Origin of the sequence: Microbacterium sp. CBA3102, from assembly GCF_007954505.1 — a bacterium.
Taxonomy (GTDB): Bacteria; Actinomycetota; Actinomycetes; order Actinomycetales; family Microbacteriaceae; genus Microbacterium; species Microbacterium aurugineum.
Map to the genome: position 1 here is coordinate 3,155,297 of NZ_CP042412.1, position 22,936 is coordinate 3,178,232.

Genomic DNA, 22,936 nt, shown 5'->3' on the forward strand with positions numbered 1-22,936 from the left:
CGCGCCTAAACTGTTGACGATGCTTCAGCGCGGTCAGCGCTCATCGCAACAATCCGATTCTACAGGTTCCGCCTGACAGACGGGCCATGCCCGCCGCGTCGCGCGCGGTCCGGAGGACTTATGCCCGAGACGATGATCCCCGCCTCCCCGAAGACGGACACGGCACCGCCGCGTTCAGCGCTGTGGGGCCGTGCGTTGACGGTCTTCGCCTGGCTCTCCTTCCTCAGCGAGACCATCATCATCGGCACCGGTGGCGCCGTGCGCCTCACCGGTTCGGGACTGGGCTGCTCGGATTGGCCGCTGTGCACTCCCGAGTCCCTCGTCCCGGTCTTCGAGGTGCAGGGCATCCACGGCCTGATCGAGTTCGGCAACCGCCTGATGACCGGCGTCGTCGGGATCATCGCGCTCGTGGTCGTGCTCCTGGTCCTGCGTCGGTACAGCGGGAAGCGCGGCCTGGTCCGGGCATTGTGGTTCGCCGTCGGCGGCATCGTGGGAGCCGTTCTCACCTACTTCCTCGTGACCCTCGTCTCCGGCTTGTCCGGAGCGGAAGAGGCTCCTCTCGCGTTCCCCTTCGCGACGGGTGTCCTCCTCCTCGCGATCATCGCGGCCGCGGTCCACTCGGTGCGCACGACCGCCGCACGACGCGATCTCGTCACTCTGGCCTGGATCGTCCTGGCAGGCGTCGTGGCACAGGCGCTCGTCGGCGGCATCACGGTCCTCACCGGACTCAACCCGTTCATCGTGGGATTCCACTACGCGTCATCACTGCTGCTGGTGTGCGTCACGGCTGCCTTCCTGGTGCGTCTGAAGACCGCGCCGGGGCCGCGCGAGCGCTCGGTGCCGACCTGGTTCGCGATCGTCACCCACCTGACCGGCCTCGTCCTGGCCATGACGATCCTGTTCGGCGTCCTGACGACGGGTTCCGGTCCGCACTCCGGTGACGCCGACGTGCTGCGCCACGGCTTCGATGCGACAGTGCTCGCGCATGTGCACTCCTGGCCGGGATACATCCTCGCCGGCCTGGTGCTGTTCTTGACGATCGCTGCCTGGGTGCTCCGTCTGGAGCCCCGGCGCTGGCTGCTCGTGCTGGTCCTCGCGATCCTCGTGCAGGTCGGTGTCGGGGTGTGGCAGGCCCGCGAAGGACTCCCCCCGGTGCTGGTCGGCATCCACATGGTCCTTGCCGCACTCTCGGCCGCGACCTACACGGTGGTCGTGCTGCGCTTGCGGCGTCCGGTCCCTGCGGAAGACTGAGGTCGCACAGGCGATGCACAGGCGCCGCATCGCCGACTCATCAGCAGGTCGGCGATGATGGCCGCATGAACAAGTCACTCTCACGAAGCATCGGCTTCTGGCTCCTGCTCGTCGTCTCCCTCGCCGCGACCGCGGTGGGTGGATGGCTGATCTCCGGTCAGATCGCCACGATGACCAGCACGCTGCTCGATGGCACCGCCACCGGCATCGAGGTGTACGTCGGACAGTCGCTCGTCGTCGTGGGCGCCGGCGTGCTCGCCGCCGGCATCGTCGGCATCCTGCTGACGCTCGGACTTGTCGCCGCGCGTTCGCTCGTCCCCGTCCCTGCTCCGGCCGTCGTCGAGACGATCGACTGGACGGTGGAAGCGGAGGAGCCGTCGACTCCGGTCGCACCCGAGTCCACCGCGGTCCCGACCACCGAGGTTCCCGCGGACGGTGCCCCCGACACAGTCGAGCCGGCGGCCGACGAGAAGACCGAGGACGACCCCTCCGTCACCCGCTGATCACCCGAGCTGGAACACGACGGGGCGGCACCGAGAGATCGGTGCCGCCCCGTCGTGTTCGAGGAGTGGTCAGAAAGGCAGCAGCGGATCGACCGCGACCGCGACGAAGATCAACGTCAGATAGGTGATCGAAGCGTGGAACACGCGCATCGGGCGAGGCTCGGTACCGCGCACCGCACGGTTGTACAGGCGATGCGACTCGTAGATGAACCATCCGCCGAACACCGCGGCGGAGACCGTGTACACCAGCCCCATGTCCGCGATCGGCACGAGCAGGAGCGAGCAGGCGACCGTGGCCCAGGCGTACAGGATCACCTGGAGGCCGACCTGCGAGGCGTTGCGCGTGACCCCGAGCATCGGGACGTCGACGTCCTCGTAGTCGTCCTTGTACTTCATCGACAGCGGCCAGTAGTGCGGCGGGGTCCACAGGAACACGAGAAGGAAGAGGATGAACGCCGGCCAGTCGAGCGAGCCGGTCACGGCGGACCAGCCGATGAGCACCGGGAAGCACCCGGCGATGCCACCCCAGACGATGTTCTGCTCGGTGCGGCGCTTGAGGATCATCGTGTAGATCACGACGTAGAAGAAGATCGCCGTGGCGGAGAGCGTCGCCGTGAGCCAGTTGGTCGTGAGCAGCAGCCAGACGGTCGAGGTGATCGCGAGCGTCCACGAGAAGACGAGTGCGCCGCGCGCACTGACCTCGCCGGTCACCAGCGGCCGATTCTCGGTGCGATGCATGTGCGCATCGATGTCGCGGTCGAGGTACATGTTGAACGCCGCCGCCGAACCTGCGCTGAGGGATCCGCCGATGACGGTGGCCAGCACGAGCCAGAGGTCCGGCAGTCCGCCCTGCGCGAGGAACATCACCGGCACGGTCGACACGAGCAGCAGCTCGAGGACACGCGGCTTGGTGAGCGTCACGTACGCCTTCACCGTGCGACCGATGGACGACTTCCTCACGGTCTGATCAGACATCGTCGAGATCTCGATCGCCTCCTCCGCGCACGTAACCGGACAACCTCTCCAGTGTATGACACGGCGTGACGTCCTCTGCGCCGTCGATCCGCGTAGCACGACAGTCGTCTTCGCTATGCTGAAAGCACTCGCGCGCCCGGCGCTGCGCACTCCCCTCCACCCGTCCCCGCGACGGTGCAGGATGCGCCAGGGAAGTTGCGGATGCGCCAGGGAATACGGGCGCCCTCGAAACTGTCGGAAAGGGCATGAACGTGTCGGAATTGCAGTGGGATGAGATCGATCGACGTGCGGTGGACACCGCCCGGATCCTGGCGGCCGATGCCGTTGAGAAGGTCGGCAACGGGCACCCCGGCACGGCGATGAGCCTCGCTCCGGCCGCGTATCTCCTCTACCAGCGGGTGCTCCGCCACGATCCGACCGACACCGACTGGCTGGGCCGCGACCGCTTCATCCTGTCCGTGGGGCACTCCTCCCTCACCCAGTACGTGCAGCTATACCTCGGCGGTTTCGGGCTCGAGCTCGACGACCTGAAGGCGCTTCGCACGTGGGGCTCGCTGACCCCCGGACACCCGGAGTACGGGCACACCAAGGGCGTCGAGATCACGACCGGACCTCTCGGCCAGGGACTCGCCTCGGCCGTGGGCTTCGCCTACGCCGCCCGCTACGAACGCGGCCTGTTCGACCCCGAAGCCGCTGCGGGCACGAGTCCGTTCGACCACTTCGTGTACGTGATCGCCGGTGACGGCGACCTGCAGGAGGGCGTCACGAGCGAAGCCTCCTCTCTGGCCGGCCACCAGCAGCTCGGCAATCTGATCGCGATCTACGACTCCAACCAGATCTCGATCGAGGACGACACCAACGTCGCCTTCACCGAGGACGTCGCGAAGCGTTACGAGTCCTACGGCTGGCAGGTCCAGGTCGTCGACTGGAAGAAGACCGGCGAGTACGTCGAAGACGTCGCCGAGCTCAACGCGGCCATCGAGGCGGCTCAGGGCGAGACCTCGAAGCCGTCGCTCATCATCCTCAAGACGATCATCGGCTGGCCCTCGCCCGGCAAGCAGAACTCCGGCAAGATCCACGGCTCCGCCCTGGGTGCCGACGAGCTGGCCGCGACCAAGAAGGTCCTCGGCTTCGACCCCGACCAGAACTTCGTGGTCGCCGACGAGGTCATCGCGCACACGCGTGGTCTCGCCGCTCGCGCTGCCGAGGCACGTGCCGCGTGGCAGGAGTCGTTCGACGCCTGGGCATCAGCCAACCCGGAGAAGAAGGCCCTGCTCGACCGGCTCGAGGCCCAGGAGCTCCCGGCCGACATCACCGGCGCGCTGCCCGTGTTCGAGTCCGGCAAGGAGGTGTCGACCCGCGCCGCATCCGGCCAGGTCATCAACGCCCTCGCCGCCGAGCTCCCCGAGCTGTGGGGCGGATCGGCTGACCTCGCCGAGTCGAACCTCACGACCATCAAGGATGCGCCGTCGTTCATCCCCACCGAGTGGTCGACCCACGAGTGGTCGGGCAACCCCTACGGACGCGTGCTGCATTTCGGCATCCGCGAGCACGCCATGGGTGCGATCGTGAACGGCATCGTGCTGCACGGCCCGACCCGCGCGTTCGGCGGCACGTTCCTGATCTTCAGCGACTACATGCGGCCCGCGGTTCGCCTCGCGGCGCTCATGGACATCCCGTCCGTCTTCGTCTGGACGCACGACTCAGTCGCCCTCGGCGAGGACGGGCCCACCCACCAGCCGATCGAGCAGCTCGCCACCCTCCGCGCGATCCCGAACTTCACGGTCGTGCGCCCGGCGGACGCGAACGAGACCTCGGCCGCCTGGCTGGAGATCCTGCGTCGCCACGGGGGCCCCGCCGGCATCGCCCTCACGCGGCAGAACATCCCGGTGTTCGAGCGCGGCGACGGTGCGGCCTCGGGTGATGTGTTCGCCTCCGCCGACAACGCGTCCAAGGGCGCCTACGTCCTGGCCGAAGCACCGAACGGAACGCCAGACGTCATCATCATCGCGACCGGCTCGGAGGTGCAGCTCGCCGTGGGCGCCCGCGAGGCGCTGGCCGCGGAAGGTGTGAACGTTCGCGTCGTCTCCGCTCCTTCGCTGGAGTGGTTCCACGAGCAGGACGAGGCGTACCGTGAGAGCGTGCTCCCGGCTTCCGTCACGGCCCGCGTCTCCGTGGAGGCGGGATCGGTGCTCGGCTGGCGCGAGATCGTCGGCGACCGCGGTCGCTCGATCGGCATCGACCACTTCGGTGCCTCCGCGGACTACAAGACCCTGTTCGAAAAATTCGGAATCACGACCGAGGCCGTCATCGCGGCCGCACGCGAGACCATCGCCGCACACAGCACCAAGGAGAACGCATGAGCACCCCCACCGCACAGCTCGCCGCCGCAGGTGTCAGCATCTGGCTCGACGACCTCTCCCGCACCCGCATCTCCTCCGGCAACCTCGCCGAGCTGATCTCGTCGCGCGACATCGTCGGAGTCACCACGAACCCGACGATCTTCGCGAACGCGATCACGGATAAGAACGACACCTCGTACGACGCGCAGGTGACCGAGCTCGCGGAATCCGGGGCGAGCGCCGAGGAGGCGGTCTTCGCCGCCACCACGCAGGACGTGGCCGCGGCACTCGACGTCTTCCGTCCGGTCTGGGAAGCGTCAGACCACGTCGACGGTCGTGTCTCGATCGAGGTCTCCCCCGACCTCGCCCACGACACCGCGGGCACCGTGGCACAGGCCAAGGAGCTGTGGGCGAAGATCGACCGCCCCAACCTGCTCGTCAAGATCCCGGCGACCAAGGCGGGTCTCCCGGCGATCTCCGAGGCGATCGGTGCCGGGATCAGCGTCAACGTCACGCTGATCTTCAGCCTCGAGCGCTACGCCGAGGTCATCGACGCCTACCTCACCGGACTCGAGACCGCGAAGGCAGCCGGCATCGACCTGTCGACCATCCACTCGGTCGCCTCGTTCTTCGTCTCCCGGGTCGACACCGAGACGGACAAGCGTCTCAGCGCCATCGGGACCGACGCCGCGGAGGCGCTCAAGAGCAAGGCGGGCCTGGCGAACGCCCGCCTCGCCTACGAGCTCTTCGAGCAGAGCTTCGCCGGTGACCGCGCCAAGACCCTGCTCGATGCCGGAGCCAACCCGCAGCGTCCGCTGTGGGCTTCGACGGGCGTGAAGGATCCCGCACTCCCCGACACCCTCTACGTGACCGAGCTCGTCGCTCAGGGCGTCGTCAACACGATGCCGGAGAAGACCCTCGAGGCGACGTTCGACCACGGCGTCGTCACCGGCGACACGATCACGGGCGGCTACGAAGAGGCCCGCGCCGTCTTCGCCGGACTCGCCGAGGTCGGCATCGACTTCACCGATGTCACCCAGGTGCTCGAGGACGAGGGCGTCGCGAAGTTCATCGACTCGTGGCACGATCTGCTGACGCAGGTCGCCGAAGGTCTGGAGTCCCAGCGATGACGTTCTCCATCCACGCATCCGGAGCCGCGCGCGCCGCGATCGATGAGACGGTGCCGAGCCTCGTCCACGATCTCGTCGCTTCCCGCATCACCGGCGGAGATCCCACGCTCTGGGGTACCGCGGCAGAGGCGGAGGCGTCGATCCGGCTCGGATGGGTCGAGGCCGTCTCGGTCTCGCGCCCCCTCGTCGCCGAGATCGTCGCCCTGCGCGACGACCTCCACGCCAAAGGGGTCACGCGGGTCGTCCTGGCGGGCATGGGAGGCTCCTCGCTCGCTCCCGAGGTCATCGCACAGACCGCAGGGGTGCCGCTGACCATCCTCGACTCGACCGCTCCCGGCCAGGTGCTCGCCGCCCTGGATGAAGGGCTCGAGGGCACCGTTCTGGTCGTGTCGTCGAAGTCCGGGTCCACGGTCGAGACCGACTCGCAGCGTCGTACCTTCGAGGCCGCTTTCCGCGACCTCGGCATCGATCCCGTGGAACGCATCGTCGTCGTGACCGACCCCGGTTCCCCGCTCGATGCGTCGGCGCGCGAAGCAGGGTACCGCGTCTTCAACGCCGACCCGAACGTCGGAGGGCGCTACTCAGCGCTCACAGCGTTCGGACTGGTGCCGACAGGTCTCGCGGGCGTCGACATCGACGAGCTGCTGAACGAAGCCGAGGCCTCGTCGCTCGAGGTGGCCGTCGACTCCGCCGAGAACCCGGCGCTCCGCCTCGGTGCGGCCATCGCCGCGACGAACCCCCGTCGCGACAAGCTCGGTCTGATCACGGACGGCACGCACATCAAGGGTCTGCCGGACTGGATCGAGCAGCTCATCGCCGAGTCCACCGGCAAGGACGGTACCGGTATCCTCCCGGTCGTCCTCCTTCCGGTCTCGCCGGAGCTCGACCCGGTGCCCGCCGACCTGCAGATCGTGCGGCTCGTCGACGACGCGAACGAGTTCCACCTGCACGAACGCTACGAGGGCGAGATCCTCGTCAGCGGGACGCTCGGCGCGCAGCTCATCGTCTGGGAGTACGCGACCGCGATCGCGGGCCACCTGCTGCACATCAACCCCTTCGATCAGCCCGATGTCGAATCGGCCAAGGTCGCTGCCCGTGGCCTTCTCGACGCACGCCCCGAGCCGACCGCCCCGGCCTTCGTCGAGAACGGCGTCGAGGTGCGTGTGTCCGACCCGGCACTCGCGGCCTCCGGCACCGTCGAGGGCGTCCTGGACGCACTCTGGGCGCAGCTCCCCGCCGACGGCTACGTGTCGATCCAGGCCTACGTCAACCGGCTCGAGGTGCCTCAGCTCCAGGGGCTGCGCGAACTGGTGGCCGCCGACTCCGGACGACCGACCACCTTCGGATGGGGTCCGCGGTTCCTGCACTCGACCGGCCAGTATCACAAGGGCGGTCCCGCGCAGGGGGTGTTCCTGCAGATCCTCGAGCGCACGGACGTCGATCTCGAGATCCCGGATCGTCCCTTCACCTTCGGGCAGCTCATCCAGGCCCAGGCCGCCGGTGACGCCGCTGTGCTCGCCGAGCACGGACGTCCCGTCGTCACGCTGACGATCACCGAGTCCTCGGACGACGTGCTCGCCCTCTTCGAAGCCGCACAGAAGTAACAGCAGGAGAATCCCCCACTGATGTCTGTTCCCCTCTCGCGCGGGCACAACCCGCTGCGTGACCCCGATGACCGCCGCCTCAATCGGATCGCGGGGCCCAGCGCCCTCGTGATCTTCGGCGTCACCGGTGACCTCTCACGCAAGAAGCTGATGCCCGCGGTCTACGATCTCGCCAACCGCGGGCTGCTTCCTCCGGGGTTCGCCCTGGTCGGGTTCGCTCGCCGGGACTGGGAAGACCAGGACTTCGCGCAGGTCGTCTACGACGCGGTGAAGGAGCACGCCCGGACGCCGTTCCGCGAAGAGACGTGGACTCAGCTGCTGCAGGGCATCCGCTTCGTCTCGGGTGAGTTCGACAACCCGGACTCGTTCCACAAGCTTCGTGAGACCGTCGAGAAGCTCGACCTCGAACGCGGCACCATGGGGAACCACGCGTTCTACCTGTCGATCCCGCCGAAGGACTTCCCGCTCGTCGCCAAGCAGCTGAAGGATTCCGGGCTCGTCGGCGAGAACAGCGACGATGACGAGCGCTGGCGGCGGGTGGTGATCGAGAAGCCCTTCGGACATGACCTCGAGTCCGCGCGTGCCCTCAACGCTGCGCTCGAAGTGGCCTTCCCGGCCGACTCGATCTTCCGCATCGACCACTACCTGGGCAAGGAGACGGTCCAGAACATCCTGGCGCTGCGCTTCGCGAACGAGTTGTACGAGCCGATCTGGAACCGCAACTACGTCGATCATGTGCAGATCACCATGGCCGAGGACATCGGCGTGGGCGGCCGGGCCGGTTACTACGACGGCATCGGCGCCGCGCGCGACGTGATTCAGAACCACCTCCTCCAGCTCCTCGCCCTGACCGCCATGGAAGAGCCGATCAGCCTGTCGGCTGCGGACCTGCGTGCTGAGAAGGAGAAGGTGCTCGCTGCCGTCCACGTCCCGGAGGACCTCTCCCTCGCCACCGCGCGTGGGCAGTACGACGGCGGCTGGCAGGGCGGCGAGCAGGTGACCGGCTTCCTGGCGGAGGAGGGGATGAACCCCGAGTCGACCACGGAGACCTACGCGGCCATCAAGCTCGAGATCGACACGCGTCGGTGGGCCGGGGTGCCGTTCTACCTGCGCACCGGCAAGCGTCTCGGACGCCGTGTGACCGAGATCGCCGTGGTCTTCAAGCGCGCACCCCAGCACCTGTTCGGGCGTGGCAACGCCTCGGAACTCGGACAGAATGCGCTCGTCATCCGGGTGCAGCCCGACGAGGGCGTCACCATCCGGTTCGGCTCGAAGGTTCCGGGCAGCGGATCCAACGTCCGCGACGTCACGATGGACTTCGGCTACGGCCACGCGTTCACCGAGGCGAGCCCCGAGGCGTACGAGCGTCTGATCCTCGACGTCCTCCTGGGCGACCCGCCGCTGTTCCCGCGGCACGAGGAGGTCGAGCTCTCCTGGAAGATTCTCGATCCCGTCGAGAAGTACTGGGCCGCCGAGGGCGGCCCGGTCGAGCAGTACGCGCCAGGCTCGTGGGGACCGGCATCAGCCGACGACCTGCTGGCCCGCGATGGACGAGTCTGGAGACGCCCGTGATCATCGATCTTCCCGACACCACCGTCAGCCAGGTCGCGAAGCAGCTGGTCAAGGTACGCGAGGAGGGCGGCGCCGTCGCTCTCGGTCGTGTCCTCACCCTGGTCATCTCCGCACGCAACGGGGTGGCCGAGGCCGCCATCGATGCCGCCAACGATGCGTCCCGCGAGCACCCCATGCGCGTCATCGTGCTCACGACCGGCGAAGGGGATTCCCGCCTCGATGCGCAGATCCGCGTCGGCGGGGACGCCGGCGCCAGCGAGGTCGTCGTCCTCCGTGCCTTCGGTGACGCCGCCAGCAACGAGGAGAGCCTGATCACCGGCCTCCTCCTGCCGGATGCTCCCGTCGTCGCGTGGTGGCCCGAAGCAGCTCCGGTCGCACCGGCGCAGTCACCACTCGGCAAGATCGCCCAGCGACGCATCACGGATGCGGCGACGGCGAGCGACGTCCGCGACCGGCTCGCCCTCCTCGGCGAGACCCACGCCCCCGGTGACACCGACCTCGCCTGGACCCGGCTGACGCACTGGCGTGAACAACTGGCGGCCGTGCTGGATCAGCCGCCCTACGAGCCGATCACCGGCGTCGAGGTCCGTGGAGCCGCGGCTTCCCCGTCCACCGCTCTGCTGGCCGCCTGGCTGCAGATGGCGCTCGAGGTTCGGGTGCGCTGGTCGTACGAGGATCCTGAGCACTGGGAAGAGGGCATCAAGTCCGTGCGCCTGACCCGTGAGTCCGGCGACATCCTGCTGGAGCGCCCGACGCCGGGCGTCGCGGTGCTCACGCAGCCCGGACAGCCGAACCACGACCTCCACCTGCCGCGCCGGACCCTTCGTGAGTGCCTCGCGGAGGAGCTGCGTCGGTTGGACCCCGATGTCCTGTACGGTCGAGTCATCACCGAGGGCTGGGAGAAGCTGGGTCCGCCCGAGACTGGAGAGTGACGTCGATGCAGGTATCATCCGCAGAGAAGCGGGTCGTGGTGGAATCCACACCTGCCGCCCTCGCCCACCGTGTCGCCGATCGATTCCTGACGCGTGTCCGCGCGCGCACGAGGAACGGTCGTCTGGCCCACATCGCCCTGACCGGCGGATCGATGGGCGGAGCGGTGTTGCGCGCGACCCTGGAAGACCCTCGGTCGGCCGAGATCGACTGGTCGCTGGTGCACTTCTGGTGGGGTGACGAGCGATTCGTTCCGCGCGATGACGCCGACCGCAATTCCCTGCAGTCGCGGCAGGCTCTGCTCGACCACATCCCGGTACCCGCCGAGAACGTGCATGAGGTGGCCGGCCCCGACACCGGGCTCACTCTGGACGAGTCTGCCGCAGCCTATGCGGCGGAGCTCGCCCGCTTCGGCACCGAAGACCACGCATGGCCGTCCTTCGCCGTGTGCTTCCTCGGAGTGGGACCCGACGGCCACGTCGCCTCGCTCTTCCCCGACCGGGATGAGGTCACGGTCACGGATGCCGCAGTGCTCGCCGTCCGTGACTCGCCCAAGCCGCCGCCGGAGCGTGTGACGCTCACACGTCCGGTGCTGAACTCGTCGAAGCGCGTCTGGCTGGTGCTGACCGGCGCAGACAAGGCCTCTGCCCTGGGTCTGGCCCTCGCCGGTGCCAGCTACACGAGCGTGCCCGCCGCCGGCGCCAAGGGACGCAAGCGCACGGTGTTCTTCGTGGACGAGGCCGCCGCCGCCGAGGTCTCCCCCGACCTCATCGATCAGGCCTACTGAACGGACATCGCGGCTGGGGTGCCGTTCTAGGGCTGTTCCGGCGAACCGGAGCGCCACGGCTGCTCGCGCGGATCCTCCGGGTTGTCCGGACGATCCGTGGCCCCGGGGGTACCGGGAGAGGCCGGAGGGGGTACGGACGTGCCGGCAGCGGCCGGTGTGGTCTGGGCCGTGTCCGGCGAGGTGCTGCCGCGCGCGATCCCCAGCTCCTGGCTCTCGCTGAGCACCTGCGGGTGGTAGCGGGCGAGCCCGACGACTCCCCACACCGCGATGGCGCCCGCGATCACGAAGATCGCCATCACCCAGGGGGGAGCTGCCGCGGCTTCACCGAGGACGACCATGCCGATGACGACGGCGACGAGCGGATCGACGACCGTGAGCCCGGCGATGACGAGGTCGGGCGGACCCGAGCTGTACGCGGTCTGCACGAAGTAGCCACCGACGGCTGCTGCGGCGACGAGCGCGAGCACGCAGATCGCCGTGATCCACTCGAACTGCCCGGCCTCGATGCGCTTGATGACGACCTTCGCGAGCGTGGCGACGAAACCGTAGAGCACGCCGGCGCCGATCACGTAGAACAGCGCACGCATGCGGTGCCGGAGTATGAGCCAGCCGCCGCCGAGGATGATGATGACCACCAGGAGCAGAGCGAGGATCACGAAGAGCTCACGATCGGTCACCTCCTGCTCGGTCGCATAGATCGCCGCGAAGAAGACGAAGAGGAAGATGCCGCCGACGCAGCACACGATGGCGGTGAGCGACTGTTTCGTCGGAGCATGACCGGAGACCCGCGCATTCAGGAGGGTCGTGATCACGAGAGCGATCGCCCCGAGGGGCTGGACGACGATCAGCGGGGCCTTCACCAGAGCCGCGAGCTGGCAGACCACGGCGAGCCCGAGCATCAACGTGCCGATGAGCCACGACGGCCGCGTCAGCAGGCGCCGGATCTGATCGAAGCTGAGTCCTGACGCTCCGTCGGAGCCGCTGAGACGCTCGACCTTCTCCACGCCGCGGTGCTGATACTGCGCTCCCAGCGACATGAAGACGGCGCCGGCGAGGGCGAGAGGGATCCCCAGAAGCAGACCGGGGTTCTGAAAGGCGCCGACGAGCTGGTCGCCGACGTCGTCCACCGCGTTCATCCACACCCCAGCAGTCACGATATGAGCCTACCTGCCGCATCGTGCCGACTAGGGTTGTGACGTGGCTGTACTACCGATTCGCATCATGGGCGACCCCGTCCTGCACTCCCCCGCTTCACCCGTCGACGAGATCACGGACGAGATCCGCACCCTCGTCGAGGACATGTTCGAGACGATGGACACCGCCCCGGGCGTCGGGCTCGCCGCGCCTCAGGTCGGTGTCCCCCTGCGCATCTACACCTATGCCTACGTCGACGACGACGACGAGCCCTGGCGCGGCGTGCTCATCAATCCGGAGCTCTGGATGGTTCCCCTGGAGCCGGGCGACCCCGACCCGGAGCTGGAGTCGGAGGGCTGCCTGTCCTTCCCCGGCGAGCGGTTCCCGCTTCGACGCTCCGAGCACGTCCACGTCACAGCGACCGACCTCGACGGGCAGCCTGTCTCGATCGACGTGGACGGATGGCGTGCCCGCATCATGCAACACGAGTTCGACCACCTCGACGGCATCCTCTACGTGGATCGACTCTCCGACGGGGACTGGAAGACCGTGCAGAAGATCGCGCGCAAGCGTGGATGGGGACGCCCGGGCGCGAGTTGGATGCCCGGCGTCGACGACCTCGAAGGATGACCCGAATGAAGCTCCATCCCGGACTCTCCCTGTTCCTCGCCACCGGCGCCCTGACCCTCTCGGTCGTTCTGACCGGTTGTGGTGGATCCGCCTCCGCACCGGATCCGAGCTCGACGGCGGACGGCGCGGAGACCGGAAACGTCACGACTCCTGCCGTGCAGGTCGGCGATTGCCGCCTCGAAGCCGCCTCCGGGATGCCCGAGGACGCCGAGGTCGTGCCGTGCGACGAACCGCACGACGAAGAGGTCTTCCACCAGGTCACCGTGCGGGAGGAGGACTTCAGCGTCGAAACGGTCGACGCATACACGACGGAGTGCGTGGGTGAGGCGTTCACCGAGTTCGTCGGAGTCGCGCGAGAGGAGTCGGCACTCATCGTGTATCTGATCCCCCCCACGGCCGAGACCTGGGACCAGCCCGACGGACGCGTGCTCTCCTGCCTGCTCGCCGATCCGGCCGGCCCCGTCGAAGGAACGCTCGAGGGCGCGGCCCGCTGACCATCCGCACCGGGTGCGCAGAGCGCCCGTGGGAATGACGAAAGCCCCCTCCGAAGAGGGGGCTTTCGTCATTGGCTCCCCGGCTTGGACTCGAACCAAGAACCTGCCGGTTAACAGCCGGCTGCTCTGCCAATTGAGCTACCGAGGAATGCGCCCGCTGCGCGGGCAACTCGACAAGCTTAGCAAACTCCCGACGAAGTTCATGACACCGGGGCGCCCTTCGCGCATGCCGGGCGTGTCGGCGTCAGCGCCGCGAATCCGACTCCGCGTTCGGCACCCAGAGCAGATCCCGGCCGACACCGCGGGCGACCACATGACCGCCACGGAGCATGAGAGTCTCGGCGTTCAGTTCGCGGATGAAGTCCGCGTCGTTCGTGACGAGCAGCGCCGCCATCGACTGTTCCTTGCGGCGACGGGTGATCGCATCGAAGACCACGGGGCGGACCTCGAGGTCGAGGTTGGCGAGCACCTCGTCCGCGATGAGCACCCGCGGCTCGAGGACGAAGGAGCGGGCGATCGCCACGCGCTGGCGCATACCGGCGCTGAGCTCATAGGGGAACTTCGCCGCCGTCCCGAGCGGAAGGTGGAGTTCGTCCAGGAGCGTGGCCACGCGGATCGACAGAGCCTTGGTGTTGACCCGCCGTTCGCGGATCAGGATCGGTTCGGCGATCACCTCGTTGACCGTCAGGCGCGGCGGAAGATCGGCGCCCGCCCCTTGGGGGACGAAACCGGCGCGATAGGTGAGGATCCGGTGCTTGCGTCCGGGGCGGCGGACGTCCACCCCACACACCTGCGCGCTGCCCCCGACGACCCTCACCGAGGGATCGGTGGAGCCGGCGAGGGCCGCCACCAGCGTCGACTTCCCGGATCCGGTCGGCCCCGCGACGCAGATGAGCTCCCCGGGCGCGAGCGAGAACGTGACACCGTCGACGGCCCGCGTCGGCATGCCATGACCGATCCGGTCGATCACCAGATCGGAGCAATCGATGGCGTTCGTGGGTTCGGGCTTGCGGGACATGTCTCCATCCTGCCCGCTGCGCGATGCCGCGCGGGGTTACGACTCGGCGAAGCGTTGACGCTCGGCGTCGATGTCGCGCAGGCGCATGCGCAGCGCACGTCCGCCGTCGGAGTCTGCGGGCACACGCTGCACCGCCCCGAGGAGCTCCTGCTTCTCGGACTCGAGCTGGCGCAGCACGAGTCTGCGGGCCAGGTCTGAAACGGTCGCGACGGCACGCTCCTCGTCGCGCGCAGGGAACGGAGTCATCAGCAGTTCACCGGCGAGCGAACGATACGGCTCACGCACCGCGTTCACCGCCTCCGTCACCCAGCCTGCCCTCGTCCGATCCGGCGCCCCCACCACGGCTTCGCGCACCGCGTCCAGCCCCGGAGTGCGGAACGGCACGGCCAGTGCCCTGCTCAGCAGTGCCTGGTCGACCTGATGCCCGTACTGCAGGGCGCCCATCAGGGCGTCGCGCTCGACGGCCACATCGGGGCTGCGCGGCAGAGTCGCCAGAGTGACCGGCGCCATCACGGGCGCACCCGTCGCCCCATCGACCTGCTGCGGAGCCTCCCGACGCACCGGCGGAGCCATCGAGGCACCGCGGGCCGCGCGCTCGACCTCGCTGCGCACCTCGGTCGGATCCATCCCGAGCCGGCGTGCCAGGACCCGTTCGTAGCCCGGGCGCAGAAGCCGGTCGCGGATCTCCGCCACGATCGGTGCAGCGGCGCGAAGAGCACCGACGCGTCCTTCCACCGTGCCGAGGTCGAAGCCGGCCAGCTTGCGGTCGATCGCGAACTCGAACATCGGCTGCTTCTTGTCCATCAGTCCGCGCACGGCGGCGTCGCCCCGCTGGAGTCGCAGATCGCACGGGTCGAGCCCATCCGGTGCGACCGCGACGAAGGTCTGTGCGTTGAATCGATCGTCCTCGGTGAACGCACGCAGCGCCGCCTTCTGACCGGCCTCGTCGCCGTCGAACGTGAACACGACCTCCCCCGAGGCGTTGTCGTCGCCCATCACACGACGCAGCACCTTGATGTGCTCGGTGCCGAACGCCGTGCCACAGGTCGCGATGGCCGTCGTGAGACCGGCCAGGTGGCACGCCATCACGTCGGTGTACCCTTCGACCACCACGACACGTCGAGGATCACCCCGCGCGATGTCCCGCTTCGCGAGGTCGAGTCCGTAGAGGACCTGCGCCTTCTTGTAGATCGGGGTCTCCGGGGTGTTCAGATATTTGGGCCCGTTGTCGTCATCGAAGAGCTTGCGCGCGCCGAATCCGATCGTCTGACCGGAGACGTCGCGGATGGGCCACACCAGACGCCCACGGAACCGGTCGTAGACCCCCCGCTGTCCGGTCGAGACGAGTCCTGCCGTGCTGAGTTCCTCGCGGGTGAACCCCTGCGCCGTGAGGGCCTTGAGCATCCCGTCCCACCCGCGCGGGGCGAACCCCACTCCGAAGTGCGCGGCGGCACCGGCGTCGAATCCGCGTTCTCCGAGGAAGCGACGGCCGGCCTCGGCGTCCGGCGACAGCAGCTGCGCCCGGAAGAACTCCGCCGCCGCCGTGTTCGCCGCGTAGAGGCGACTTCGACCGCTCGTCTCCGGTGCCGCTCCCCCGTCTTCGTAGTGCAGGGTGTATCCGATGCGTCCGGCCAAGCGCTCGACGGCCTCAGTGAAGCTGATGTGATCCATCTCGCGCAGGAACGAGTAGACATCGCCCGACTCGCCGCAGCCGAAGCAGTGGTAATAACCCACCTGCTGACGCACGTGAAAGCTGGGGCTCTTCTCATCGTGGAACGGGCACAGGCCCTTGAGCGATCCCACGCCGGCCGACTTGAGAGCGACCCGCTCACCGACGATGTCCGCGATGTTCGTGCGCGCCTTGACCTCGTCGACGTCAGCCTGCCGGATGCGTGGCATCAGTGCGCCCCTTCGGCGACGGGTCGCCGCTCAGCGTGCGCTCGTGCACCGGGTCGTGCGTGACGCGGGGTCCAGATGCCGACCTCGGCCGGATCGATCTCCCCGACCAGGCGATTGTGCCAGTCGATCGCGCTCTGGTCGGTGAGGCTGGCGATCTGATCGACCACGACCCTCGCACGCTGGGCATCGTCCTCGGCCGCCACGAAGTCCGCGGCGAACGCGGGCTCGAGAACGTCCGAACCGGCGGACCACAGCGCATCCGTCGACCAGAGCGCGTCGGCGAGACGCTTCAGCACCCGCCGCTGCTCCTTGTAGACGCCTTTTCGCGCTTCGATCGTCACGATCGCCTGGCCCATGATCCCCTTCAGGACAGCGATCTCGACCTCGACCACCCGCGGCACGATCACGTGCGCGTTGTAGCGCACGAGTGCGGTCGAACCGTAGGCGTCTTTGGTGGCGGAGACCGACGCGCGGGCGAATCGGCCGATCAGGTCGCTCGTCAGGTTCTTCAGGCGGGCGAGAGCCTGACGGGAACGGTCGAACGACGCGAGCCACATCGGCTGGGATGCCAGGCGATACAGGGCATCGGCGAGTTCGTCCCTGGTGAAGTCGTATCCGACCCACTGCTGGATGCGTCCGACGAGGGCATCGTGGGCGAGGGGGTCCGCGAGCTGGGCGACATCGACGTAGCCGTTGACGATCGCGTCCTCGAAATCATGCACCGAGTAGGCGATGTCGTCGGAGAGATCCATGATCTCCGCCTCGATGCAGCGCAACCGACCAGGCGCGCCTTCGCGCATCCAGCGGAAGACGGCCTCGTCCTCGGGATACACGCCGAACTTCAGGCGGCCCCCGGGATCCGGGACGGGGCTGTCCACCGTCCACGGATACTTGCACGTCGCGTCGAGGCTCGCACGGGTCAGGTTCAGGCCGACGGAGCGGTCGTCATCATCGAGGACCTTCGCCTCGAGCCGGGTGAGGATGCGCAGCGACTGCGCGTTGCCCTCGAAGCCGCCGATGTGCTCGGCCCACTCGTTGAGTGCCCGTTCGCCGTTGTGACCGAACGGCGGGTGTCCCAGATCGTGGCTGAGACACGCGGTATCGACGACATCCGCGGAGACGCCGAGTGCCACCGCGAGTTCCCGTCCGACCTGGGCCACCTCGAGCGAGTGGGTCAGTCGGTTGCGCGCGAAGTCCGCCGTGCTCGCGGGGCTCAGCACCTGCGTCTTGGCGGCGAGACGGCGCAGCGCGGCCGAGTGCAGCACGCGAGCGCGGTCTCTGGCGAAGTCGTTGCGCTCGGATCGATGGGTCTCGGCGAAGAAGCGCTCGGCGTCTCGCGCATCGTAGCCGTCGGCGCGAAGCCCGACCGGGGAGTCAGCCGCCACTGTTCTCGATCTCCGCTCCACGCATCATCTCCGAGGCGGAGGACGCGAGCTCGCGCGACTCCAACCACTTGTCCGGCAGCGCCGTGCGCTTGGGGTGTCCTGCCCGTCCGCGCTGGCCCTCCGCGTCCGCGCCGGGGTACGGCGCCGTGTGATCGAGCCGTCCGAGCAGCTCGTCGATCTCCGCCAGGCTGGACGCGGTGGCGAGTCCCGTCCGGATGTCCCCACCGACCGGATACCCCTTGAAGTACCACGACACGTGCTTGCGCACATCCCGGCAGCCCCGGTCCTCGTCCTCGAAGAACTCGACGAGCAGTTCGGCATGTCGGCGGAAGGCGTCCGCCACGAAGCCGAGCGTCGCGTCGACGACCTTTCCCTCGCCCCCGAATGCCGTGGCGAGTTCGCCGAACAGCCACGGGCGTCCGAGACAACCGCGACCGACCACGACCCCGTCGCAGTCGGTCTGGGCCATCATCCGCACGGCGTCGTCGGCCGACCAGATGTCGCCGTTGCCGAGCACCGGGATGCTGGTGACGGCCTGCTTCAGCTCACCGATGGCGTTCCAGTCTGCGTGTCCGGAGTAGAACTCGCCCGCGGTGCGCGCGTGCAGCGCGACAGCAGCCGCGCCGGCATCCTCGGCGGCTCGACCGGCATCGAGGAACGTCAGGTGATCCTTGTCGATGCCCTTTCGCATCTTGACGGTGAGAGGCACATCCCCGGCGGCCTTGACGGCCTGATCGACGATGTCTGCGAACAGCTTCGACTTCCAGGGCAACGCCGCTCCCCCGCCGCGACGGGTGACCTTCGGCACGGGACACCCGAAGTTGAGGTCGATGTGATCGGCGTGGTCTTCGGCGACGATGATGCGCACCGCTTCCGCGATGGTCTTCGGGTCGACGCCGTAGAGCTGGATGGAGCGCGGGGTCTCGGACTCGTGGTGCCTGATGAGTCGCATCGTCGTCTCGTTGCGTTCGACGAGTGCGCGCGAGGTGATCATCTCGCTCACATAGAGTCCGGCTCCGTACTCACGGCACAGACGTCGGAATGCGGTGTTCGTGATCCCCGCCATGGGTGCGAGGACGACCGGCACGTCGAGATCGATCGGACCGATGCGAAGGGGGCGGGCGGTGGTGGCGAGAGTCATGTCGTCTCTATTCTCCCAGACGCGGAGCCGAGAGGGATGCGGCGATCTAAGCTGTGGATATGACCGAATCCTCGCTCCGCACGATCCCGTTCACCGACGCGAAGGGCGAGCAGAAGACGCTCGACGATCTCGGCGCCGATGTGGTGCTGGTGGTGAACGTCGCGTCGAAGTGCGGCCTCACGCCCCAGTACGAACAGCTCGAGGAATTGCAGCGTCTCTACGGTGACCGCGGGTTCACCGTGGTCGGGTTCCCGTGCAACCAGTTCTTCGGTCAGGAGCCGGGTTCGGTCGATGAGATCCTCGAGTTCTGCTCGACCACCTACGGCGTGAGCTTCCCCGTCACCGACAAGGTCAAGGTGAACGGCAAGAACGCCGCCGAGCTCTACAAGGCACTCAAGGAGACCCCCGATGCCGGCGGGAAGGCCGGACGGGTGGAGTGGAACTTCGAGAAGTTCCTCGTGCTGCCGGACGGGGACGTCCTGCGCTTCCGTCCGAAGCAGAAGCCGGACGCCCCCGAGATCGTCAGCGCGATCGAAGCGGCGCTGCCCCGCTAGACCGCGGCGGCCTCCGCCTCGGTCTCCCCGCGCTTCGCCCAGAGATCGCGAAGGACGTTCTCGAATGCGGCCGGCGGCTGCGCACCGCTGATGCCGTACTGGCCGTCGACGACGAAGAACGGCACCCCTTGGATGCCGTAGGCGCGCGCCTGAGCCTGGTCCTGACGCACGGCGGGCAGGTACTGCTCACTCTCCAGCGCCGCACGAGCACGGTCGGCGTCGAGACCGACCTCGGCCGCGAGCGCGACGAGATCGTCGATGCGCCCGACATGCTTGCCCTCGGTGAAGTAGGCGGACATGAGCCGCTCCTCCATCTCGTGCTGCAACCCCTCGGCCTTCGCGAAGTGGAGCAGCTCGTGCGCCTTCACCGTGTTGGTGTGCTGCAGCAGATCGAAGCGGTACTGGAGCCCCGCGTCGGCGGCGACACCGGTCACGTTCGCCAGCATCTGCTCGACCTGGTCGCGGGGCATGCCCTTGTGGCCGGCGAGGAAGTCGATCTCGTCCCCGTCGAAGTCGACGGGGGTGTCGGGTGAGAGCTCGAACGAGTGGAACGTGATGTCGACCTGCGGCGCATCCGCGTCGGCAGCTACGGCTTCGAGACCCTTCTCGAGGTTGCGCTTGCCGATGTAGCACCAGGGGCAGGCGATGTCGGACCAGATGTCGATGGAGATGGGTTCAGTCACACTTTGATCCAACCGCATGCGCCTGTGAGCTATTCCGCTGCTGCGGGGACCGGCGGATAGGATTCTCGGATGCTCTCCGTGGACGACCCGCTCCCCTTCCGCCCGAAGAGGGTGCTGGTGGCCGGGGTGTCCGGGTCGGGGAAGACCACACTGGCAGGTCGCATCGCGGAGATGTGGGACCTTCGTCACGTCGAGATCGACGGGCTGTTCCATGGGCCGGGCTGGACTCCGAGGCCGGAGTTCCTCGACGACGTACGCGCCTTCGCGTCGGACGACCGCTGGATCACCGAGTGGCAGTACACGAGCAAAGGCACGGATGCCGTCCTCACCCCGCGCGCGCAGCTCGCGATCTGGCTCGACTATCCGTATCCCGTGGTGCGCAGACGTCTGATCAGGCGCACCCTGGCCCGCGGCGCCCTGCGACGAGAGCTCTGGAACGGCAACCGCGAGAAGGGGCCGTGGAACATGCTCAGCCGCGATCCCGAGAAGAACATCCTCGCGTGGCAGACGGCCACGCTCCACAAGTGGGCCGAGCGCTTCCCCGAGTTGCAGGACGACTTTCCCCACCTCACGATCGTCCGGCTGCGTCATCCGCGGGAGACGGAGCGGTGGCTGCGCTCTCAGGCTGAGGCGTCCGGGGTGTCGATCGCGCCCCCGAAGCGACGGTCGCGCGCCACGTAGATCCCGATCGCCCGCCACAGCTCCTCCCGGGAGAAGTCCGGCCAGAGCGTGTCGAGGAACACCATCTCGGCATACGCCGACTCCCAGAGCAGGAAGTTCGAGGTGCGCTGTTCCCCGGAGCTGCGCAGGAACAGGTCGACGTCCGGCATGTCGGGCACATACAGGTGGCGGCGGACCATTTTCTCGCTGATCGCCTTCGGCTTCACGCGTCCGGCAGCGACATCCTCGGCGATGGCTCGCATCGCGTCGACCAGCTCCACCCTTCCGCCGTAGTTCACGCACATCGTGAGGGTGAGGACGTCGTTGCCGCGGGTCAGCTGCTCGGCGTACTGCAGCTCCTTGATGACGCTTCCCCAGAGCCTCGGCTTGCGCCCCGCCCACCGGATGCGCACGCCCCACTCGTTCAGCTGATCGCGTCGCCGGTGCAGCACGTCACGGTTGTATCCCATGAGGAAGCGGACCTCTTCGGGGGAACGCGCCCAGTTCTCCGTCGAGAAGGCGTACACGGAGAGGTGCTTCACGCCGGCCTGGATCGCACCGGCGACCACGTCGAGGAGCACCTCCTCCCCTGCCTTGTGACCTTCGATGCGATTGAGCCCCCGGCGATTCGCCCACCGACCGTTGCCGTCCATCACGATCGCCACGTGCTCCGGCACCGCAGCGAAAGCGGGAGGATACACACCGGTCCAGTCCAAGGGACGATACGGAACGGCGTCTTTGTGCGTGTACGGCTTGGGAGTCACCGTGCTCCTTCGGAGGGGATGTCGGACACATGCGCGAGCGAGCGGATGCCGCGCTCCAGGTGCCATTGGGCATAAGCGGAGACGAGGCCGGAGGCTGCGGCCGTGTCGGCGTGCGAAGCGGCATCGATCACGTCCCACTCCCCCGCGAGGAGGGAGCGGAGCAGCGCCAGCGTCCTCTCGGCGACGCGCGGGCTTCCCGCCGGAGCGCAGTTCTCGCACACCACTCCGCCCAGCTGTGCGACGAACCGCGCATGCGGGCCGGGGACGCCGCATCGGGCGCACTCGTCGAGGGACGGCGCCCACCCCGACAGGGACATCACCCGCAGCAGGTAGGAGTCGAGGATGCTCCGTGCTCCGTGTTCGCCGCGCGACAGAGCACGCAGTCCGCCGACGAGGAGCAGGTACTGGTCGGAGGTCGCTTCGGCATCGCTCAGCCGATCGGCCGTCTCCACCATGGCGTTCGCCGCGGTGAAGCGGTCGTAGTGCGCCGCGATGTCCGCGCCGTAGGAGCCGAGCGACTCGGCCTGCTGCACGATGTCGAGCGAGCGTCCCTGGTAGAGCTGCACATCGGCCACCATGAACGGCTCGAGCTTGGCGCCGAACTTCGACGAGGTGCGGCGCACCCCCTTCGCCACCGCACGGACCTTGCCATGACGTCGGGAGAGCATCGTGACGATGCGATCCGCCTCACCGAGTTTGTGGGTGCGCAGGATCACCGCTTCGTCTCGATAGGTGGGCACCCTTCGATTATCCTCCGTGCGCGAGAATGGACGCGTGACCGAACCGCTCTTCATCATTCCGCTGTGGGCGGACCTGCTCGGCGTCGGCCTGGGCGGGGTCCAGGGTGCGATGTTCGCCTCGGGGTTCCAGGGCCAACGCCGGCTCGACTGGCTCGGTGTCGCCATCATCGGGATCATGATCGGGATGGGCGGCGGTCTGATCCGCGACATCCTGCTCGGGCAGACGCCCGCGACCCTGCAGAACCAGTGGTACCTCGTGACGGCCGGTGGTGCGGCCCTCTTCGGGATGCTGCTCGCCGGCCTCTTCACCCGGCTGAACACCGCGATCGTGGTCCTCGACGCCGTCGTGATCGGGATGTTCGGCGCGTTCGGGACGAGCAAGGCTCTCGCGTTCGGAATCCCCGAGGTCCCGGCCGTGTTCATCGGGGTCTGCGCCGCGGTGGGCGGAAGCGTCCTGCGTGACATGCTCATGGGGCTGCCGACCGCGATCATGCACGTCGGATCCCTCTATGCGGTGGCCGCCGGCGCGGGGTGCACCTTCATCGTGATCGCCGTCGCACTGGGGATGCCGATCACGCTCGCGGCGATCATCGGGATCGCGGTCACCGCCGTCATCCGCGTCCTCGCCGTCACCTTCGACGTCTCCCTCCCGGAGCAGCGCCGCATCTACCGCCGCAAGGTCGCCGCGGAGACGGGTGCGATCGCGATCGTGAAGCCCAGCGCCGACCTCTGAACCTCGG

22 protein-coding genes and 1 tRNA gene are annotated in these 22,936 nt (G+C 68.1%); 13 read left to right on the forward strand and 10 right to left on the reverse strand.

The window, feature by feature from the left end; translation table 11 throughout:
• Window positions 1–132: 132 nt before the first annotated feature.
• Window positions 133–1,251 carry a COX15/CtaA family protein gene (locus FGL91_RS15165; protein WP_227991640.1) on the forward strand — a complete coding sequence of 373 codons (1,119 nt, stop codon included), beginning with the start codon at window positions 133–135 and terminating at the stop codon, window positions 1,249–1,251.
• 65 nt (window positions 1,252–1,316) lie between these two features.
• Window positions 1,317–1,754 (forward strand): tetraspanin family protein, encoded by a 438-nt coding sequence (locus tag FGL91_RS15170; protein WP_131491176.1) that lies wholly within the window; start codon window positions 1,317–1,319, stop codon window positions 1,752–1,754.
• Window positions 1,755–1,823: 69 nt separating this feature from the next.
• Here the strand turns inward: FGL91_RS15170 and FGL91_RS15175 are convergent, their stop codons facing one another.
• Window positions 1,824–2,729, reverse strand: a complete 906-nt coding sequence (locus tag FGL91_RS15175) for a heme o synthase (RefSeq protein WP_131491177.1) — start codon at window positions 2,727–2,729, stop codon at window positions 1,824–1,826.
• Between the two features lie 251 nt (window positions 2,730–2,980).
• Here FGL91_RS15175 and tkt point away from each other — a divergent pair, with 251 nt between their 5' ends.
• The 6 genes from tkt to pgl are packed head-to-tail and all read left to right on the forward strand — an operon-like array spanning window position 2,981 to window position 11,094.
• The gene (gene tkt / locus FGL91_RS15180; protein WP_131491353.1) at window positions 2,981–5,092 is read left to right on the forward strand and encodes a transketolase; all 2,112 of its coding nucleotides are present in this window, start codon (window positions 2,981–2,983) and stop codon (window positions 5,090–5,092) included.
• Window positions 5,089–6,201 (forward strand): transaldolase, encoded by a 1,113-nt coding sequence (gene tal, locus FGL91_RS15185; RefSeq protein WP_153244224.1) that lies wholly within the window; start codon window positions 5,089–5,091, stop codon window positions 6,199–6,201. Before tkt ends, tal begins: the two co-directional genes overlap by 4 nt.
• On the forward strand, window positions 6,198–7,805 hold the full coding sequence (locus FGL91_RS15190; protein WP_131491179.1) for a glucose-6-phosphate isomerase: 1,608 nt from the start codon (window positions 6,198–6,200) through the stop codon (window positions 7,803–7,805). The genes tal and FGL91_RS15190 overlap by 4 nt, the downstream gene beginning before the upstream one ends.
• Window positions 7,806–7,826: 21 nt before the next feature.
• The gene (gene zwf / locus FGL91_RS15195) at window positions 7,827–9,377 is read left to right on the forward strand and encodes a glucose-6-phosphate dehydrogenase (RefSeq protein WP_047519990.1); all 1,551 of its coding nucleotides are present in this window, start codon (window positions 7,827–7,829) and stop codon (window positions 9,375–9,377) included.
• Window positions 9,374–10,309: a glucose-6-phosphate dehydrogenase assembly protein OpcA gene (locus FGL91_RS15200; protein ID WP_047519988.1), complete on the forward strand. Its 936-nt coding sequence runs from the start codon at window positions 9,374–9,376 to the stop codon at window positions 10,307–10,309. Before zwf ends, FGL91_RS15200 begins: the two co-directional genes overlap by 4 nt.
• Before the next feature lie 5 nt (window positions 10,310–10,314).
• Entirely contained in the window at window positions 10,315–11,094 is a 780-nt protein-coding gene (gene pgl / locus FGL91_RS15205) for a 6-phosphogluconolactonase (protein ID WP_194239242.1), read from the forward strand.
• Window positions 11,095–11,120: 26 nt separating this feature from the next.
• Here pgl and FGL91_RS15210 read toward each other — a convergent pair whose 3' ends face one another.
• The gene (locus tag FGL91_RS15210; RefSeq protein WP_131491354.1) at window positions 11,121–12,230 is read right to left on the reverse strand and encodes a DMT family transporter; all 1,110 of its coding nucleotides are present in this window, start codon (window positions 12,228–12,230) and stop codon (window positions 11,121–11,123) included.
• Between the two features lie 61 nt (window positions 12,231–12,291).
• Here FGL91_RS15210 and def point away from each other — a divergent pair, with 61 nt between their 5' ends.
• Window positions 12,292–12,858 carry a peptide deformylase gene (gene def / locus FGL91_RS15215; protein ID WP_153244225.1) on the forward strand — a complete coding sequence of 189 codons (567 nt, stop codon included), beginning with the start codon at window positions 12,292–12,294 and terminating at the stop codon, window positions 12,856–12,858.
• 5 nt (window positions 12,859–12,863) lie between these two features.
• Window positions 12,864–13,352 (forward strand): septum formation family protein, encoded by a 489-nt coding sequence (locus FGL91_RS15220; RefSeq protein ID WP_153244226.1) that lies wholly within the window; start codon window positions 12,864–12,866, stop codon window positions 13,350–13,352.
• 72 nt (window positions 13,353–13,424) lie between these two features.
• Here the strand turns inward: FGL91_RS15220 and FGL91_RS15225 are convergent.
• The 5 genes from FGL91_RS15225 to dusB form a co-directional block, all read right to left on the reverse strand.
• Window positions 13,425–13,500: transfer RNA gene (locus tag FGL91_RS15225), tRNA-Asn, on the reverse strand.
• A gap of 96 nt (window positions 13,501–13,596) precedes the next feature.
• A complete protein-coding gene (locus FGL91_RS15230; protein ID WP_153244227.1) occupies window positions 13,597–14,370 on the reverse strand; it encodes an ATP-binding cassette domain-containing protein in 774 nt (257 codons plus the stop codon).
• Between the two features lie 36 nt (window positions 14,371–14,406).
• Window positions 14,407–16,269: a DNA primase gene (dnaG, locus tag FGL91_RS15235; protein WP_131491184.1), complete on the reverse strand. Its 1,863-nt coding sequence runs from the start codon at window positions 16,267–16,269 to the stop codon at window positions 14,407–14,409.
• Complete coding sequence (locus FGL91_RS15240; RefSeq protein ID WP_131491185.1) at window positions 16,269–17,654, reverse strand: deoxyguanosinetriphosphate triphosphohydrolase; 1,386 nt, start codon at window positions 17,652–17,654, stop codon at window positions 16,269–16,271. Before FGL91_RS15240 ends, dnaG begins: the two co-directional genes overlap by 1 nt.
• On the reverse strand, window positions 17,644–18,795 hold the full coding sequence (dusB, locus tag FGL91_RS15245; RefSeq protein ID WP_131491186.1) for a tRNA dihydrouridine synthase DusB: 1,152 nt from the start codon (window positions 18,793–18,795) through the stop codon (window positions 17,644–17,646). Before dusB ends, FGL91_RS15240 begins: the two co-directional genes overlap by 11 nt.
• Window positions 18,796–18,854: 59 nt before the next feature.
• Between dusB and FGL91_RS15250 the strand changes: the two genes are divergently transcribed.
• Entirely contained in the window at window positions 18,855–19,349 is a 495-nt protein-coding gene (locus FGL91_RS15250; protein WP_047519974.1) for a glutathione peroxidase, read from the forward strand.
• Here the strand turns inward: FGL91_RS15250 and FGL91_RS15255 are convergent.
• Entirely contained in the window at window positions 19,346–20,032 is a 687-nt protein-coding gene (locus FGL91_RS15255) for a DsbA family oxidoreductase (protein ID WP_153244228.1), read from the reverse strand. The two genes, FGL91_RS15250 and FGL91_RS15255, sit on opposite strands and share 4 nt — an antisense overlap.
• A gap of 69 nt (window positions 20,033–20,101) precedes the next feature.
• Between FGL91_RS15255 and FGL91_RS15260 the strand changes: the two genes are divergently transcribed.
• Complete coding sequence (locus FGL91_RS15260) at window positions 20,102–20,713, forward strand: AAA family ATPase (protein ID WP_153244229.1); 612 nt, start codon at window positions 20,102–20,104, stop codon at window positions 20,711–20,713.
• Here the strand turns inward: FGL91_RS15260 and FGL91_RS15265 are convergent.
• A complete protein-coding gene (locus FGL91_RS15265) occupies window positions 20,653–21,456 on the reverse strand; it encodes an isoprenyl transferase (RefSeq protein WP_131491188.1) in 804 nt (267 codons plus the stop codon). The genes FGL91_RS15260 and FGL91_RS15265 overlap by 61 nt on opposite strands.
• Window positions 21,453–22,196: a DNA repair protein RecO gene (recO, locus tag FGL91_RS15270; protein ID WP_047519966.1), complete on the reverse strand. Its 744-nt coding sequence runs from the start codon at window positions 22,194–22,196 to the stop codon at window positions 21,453–21,455. The genes FGL91_RS15265 and recO overlap by 4 nt, the downstream gene beginning before the upstream one ends.
• Window positions 22,197–22,230: 34 nt before the next feature.
• Here recO and FGL91_RS15275 point away from each other — a divergent pair, with 34 nt between their 5' ends.
• The gene (locus FGL91_RS15275; RefSeq protein ID WP_047520132.1) at window positions 22,231–22,929 is read left to right on the forward strand and encodes a trimeric intracellular cation channel family protein; all 699 of its coding nucleotides are present in this window, start codon (window positions 22,231–22,233) and stop codon (window positions 22,927–22,929) included.
• Window positions 22,930–22,936 lie beyond the last annotated feature (7 nt).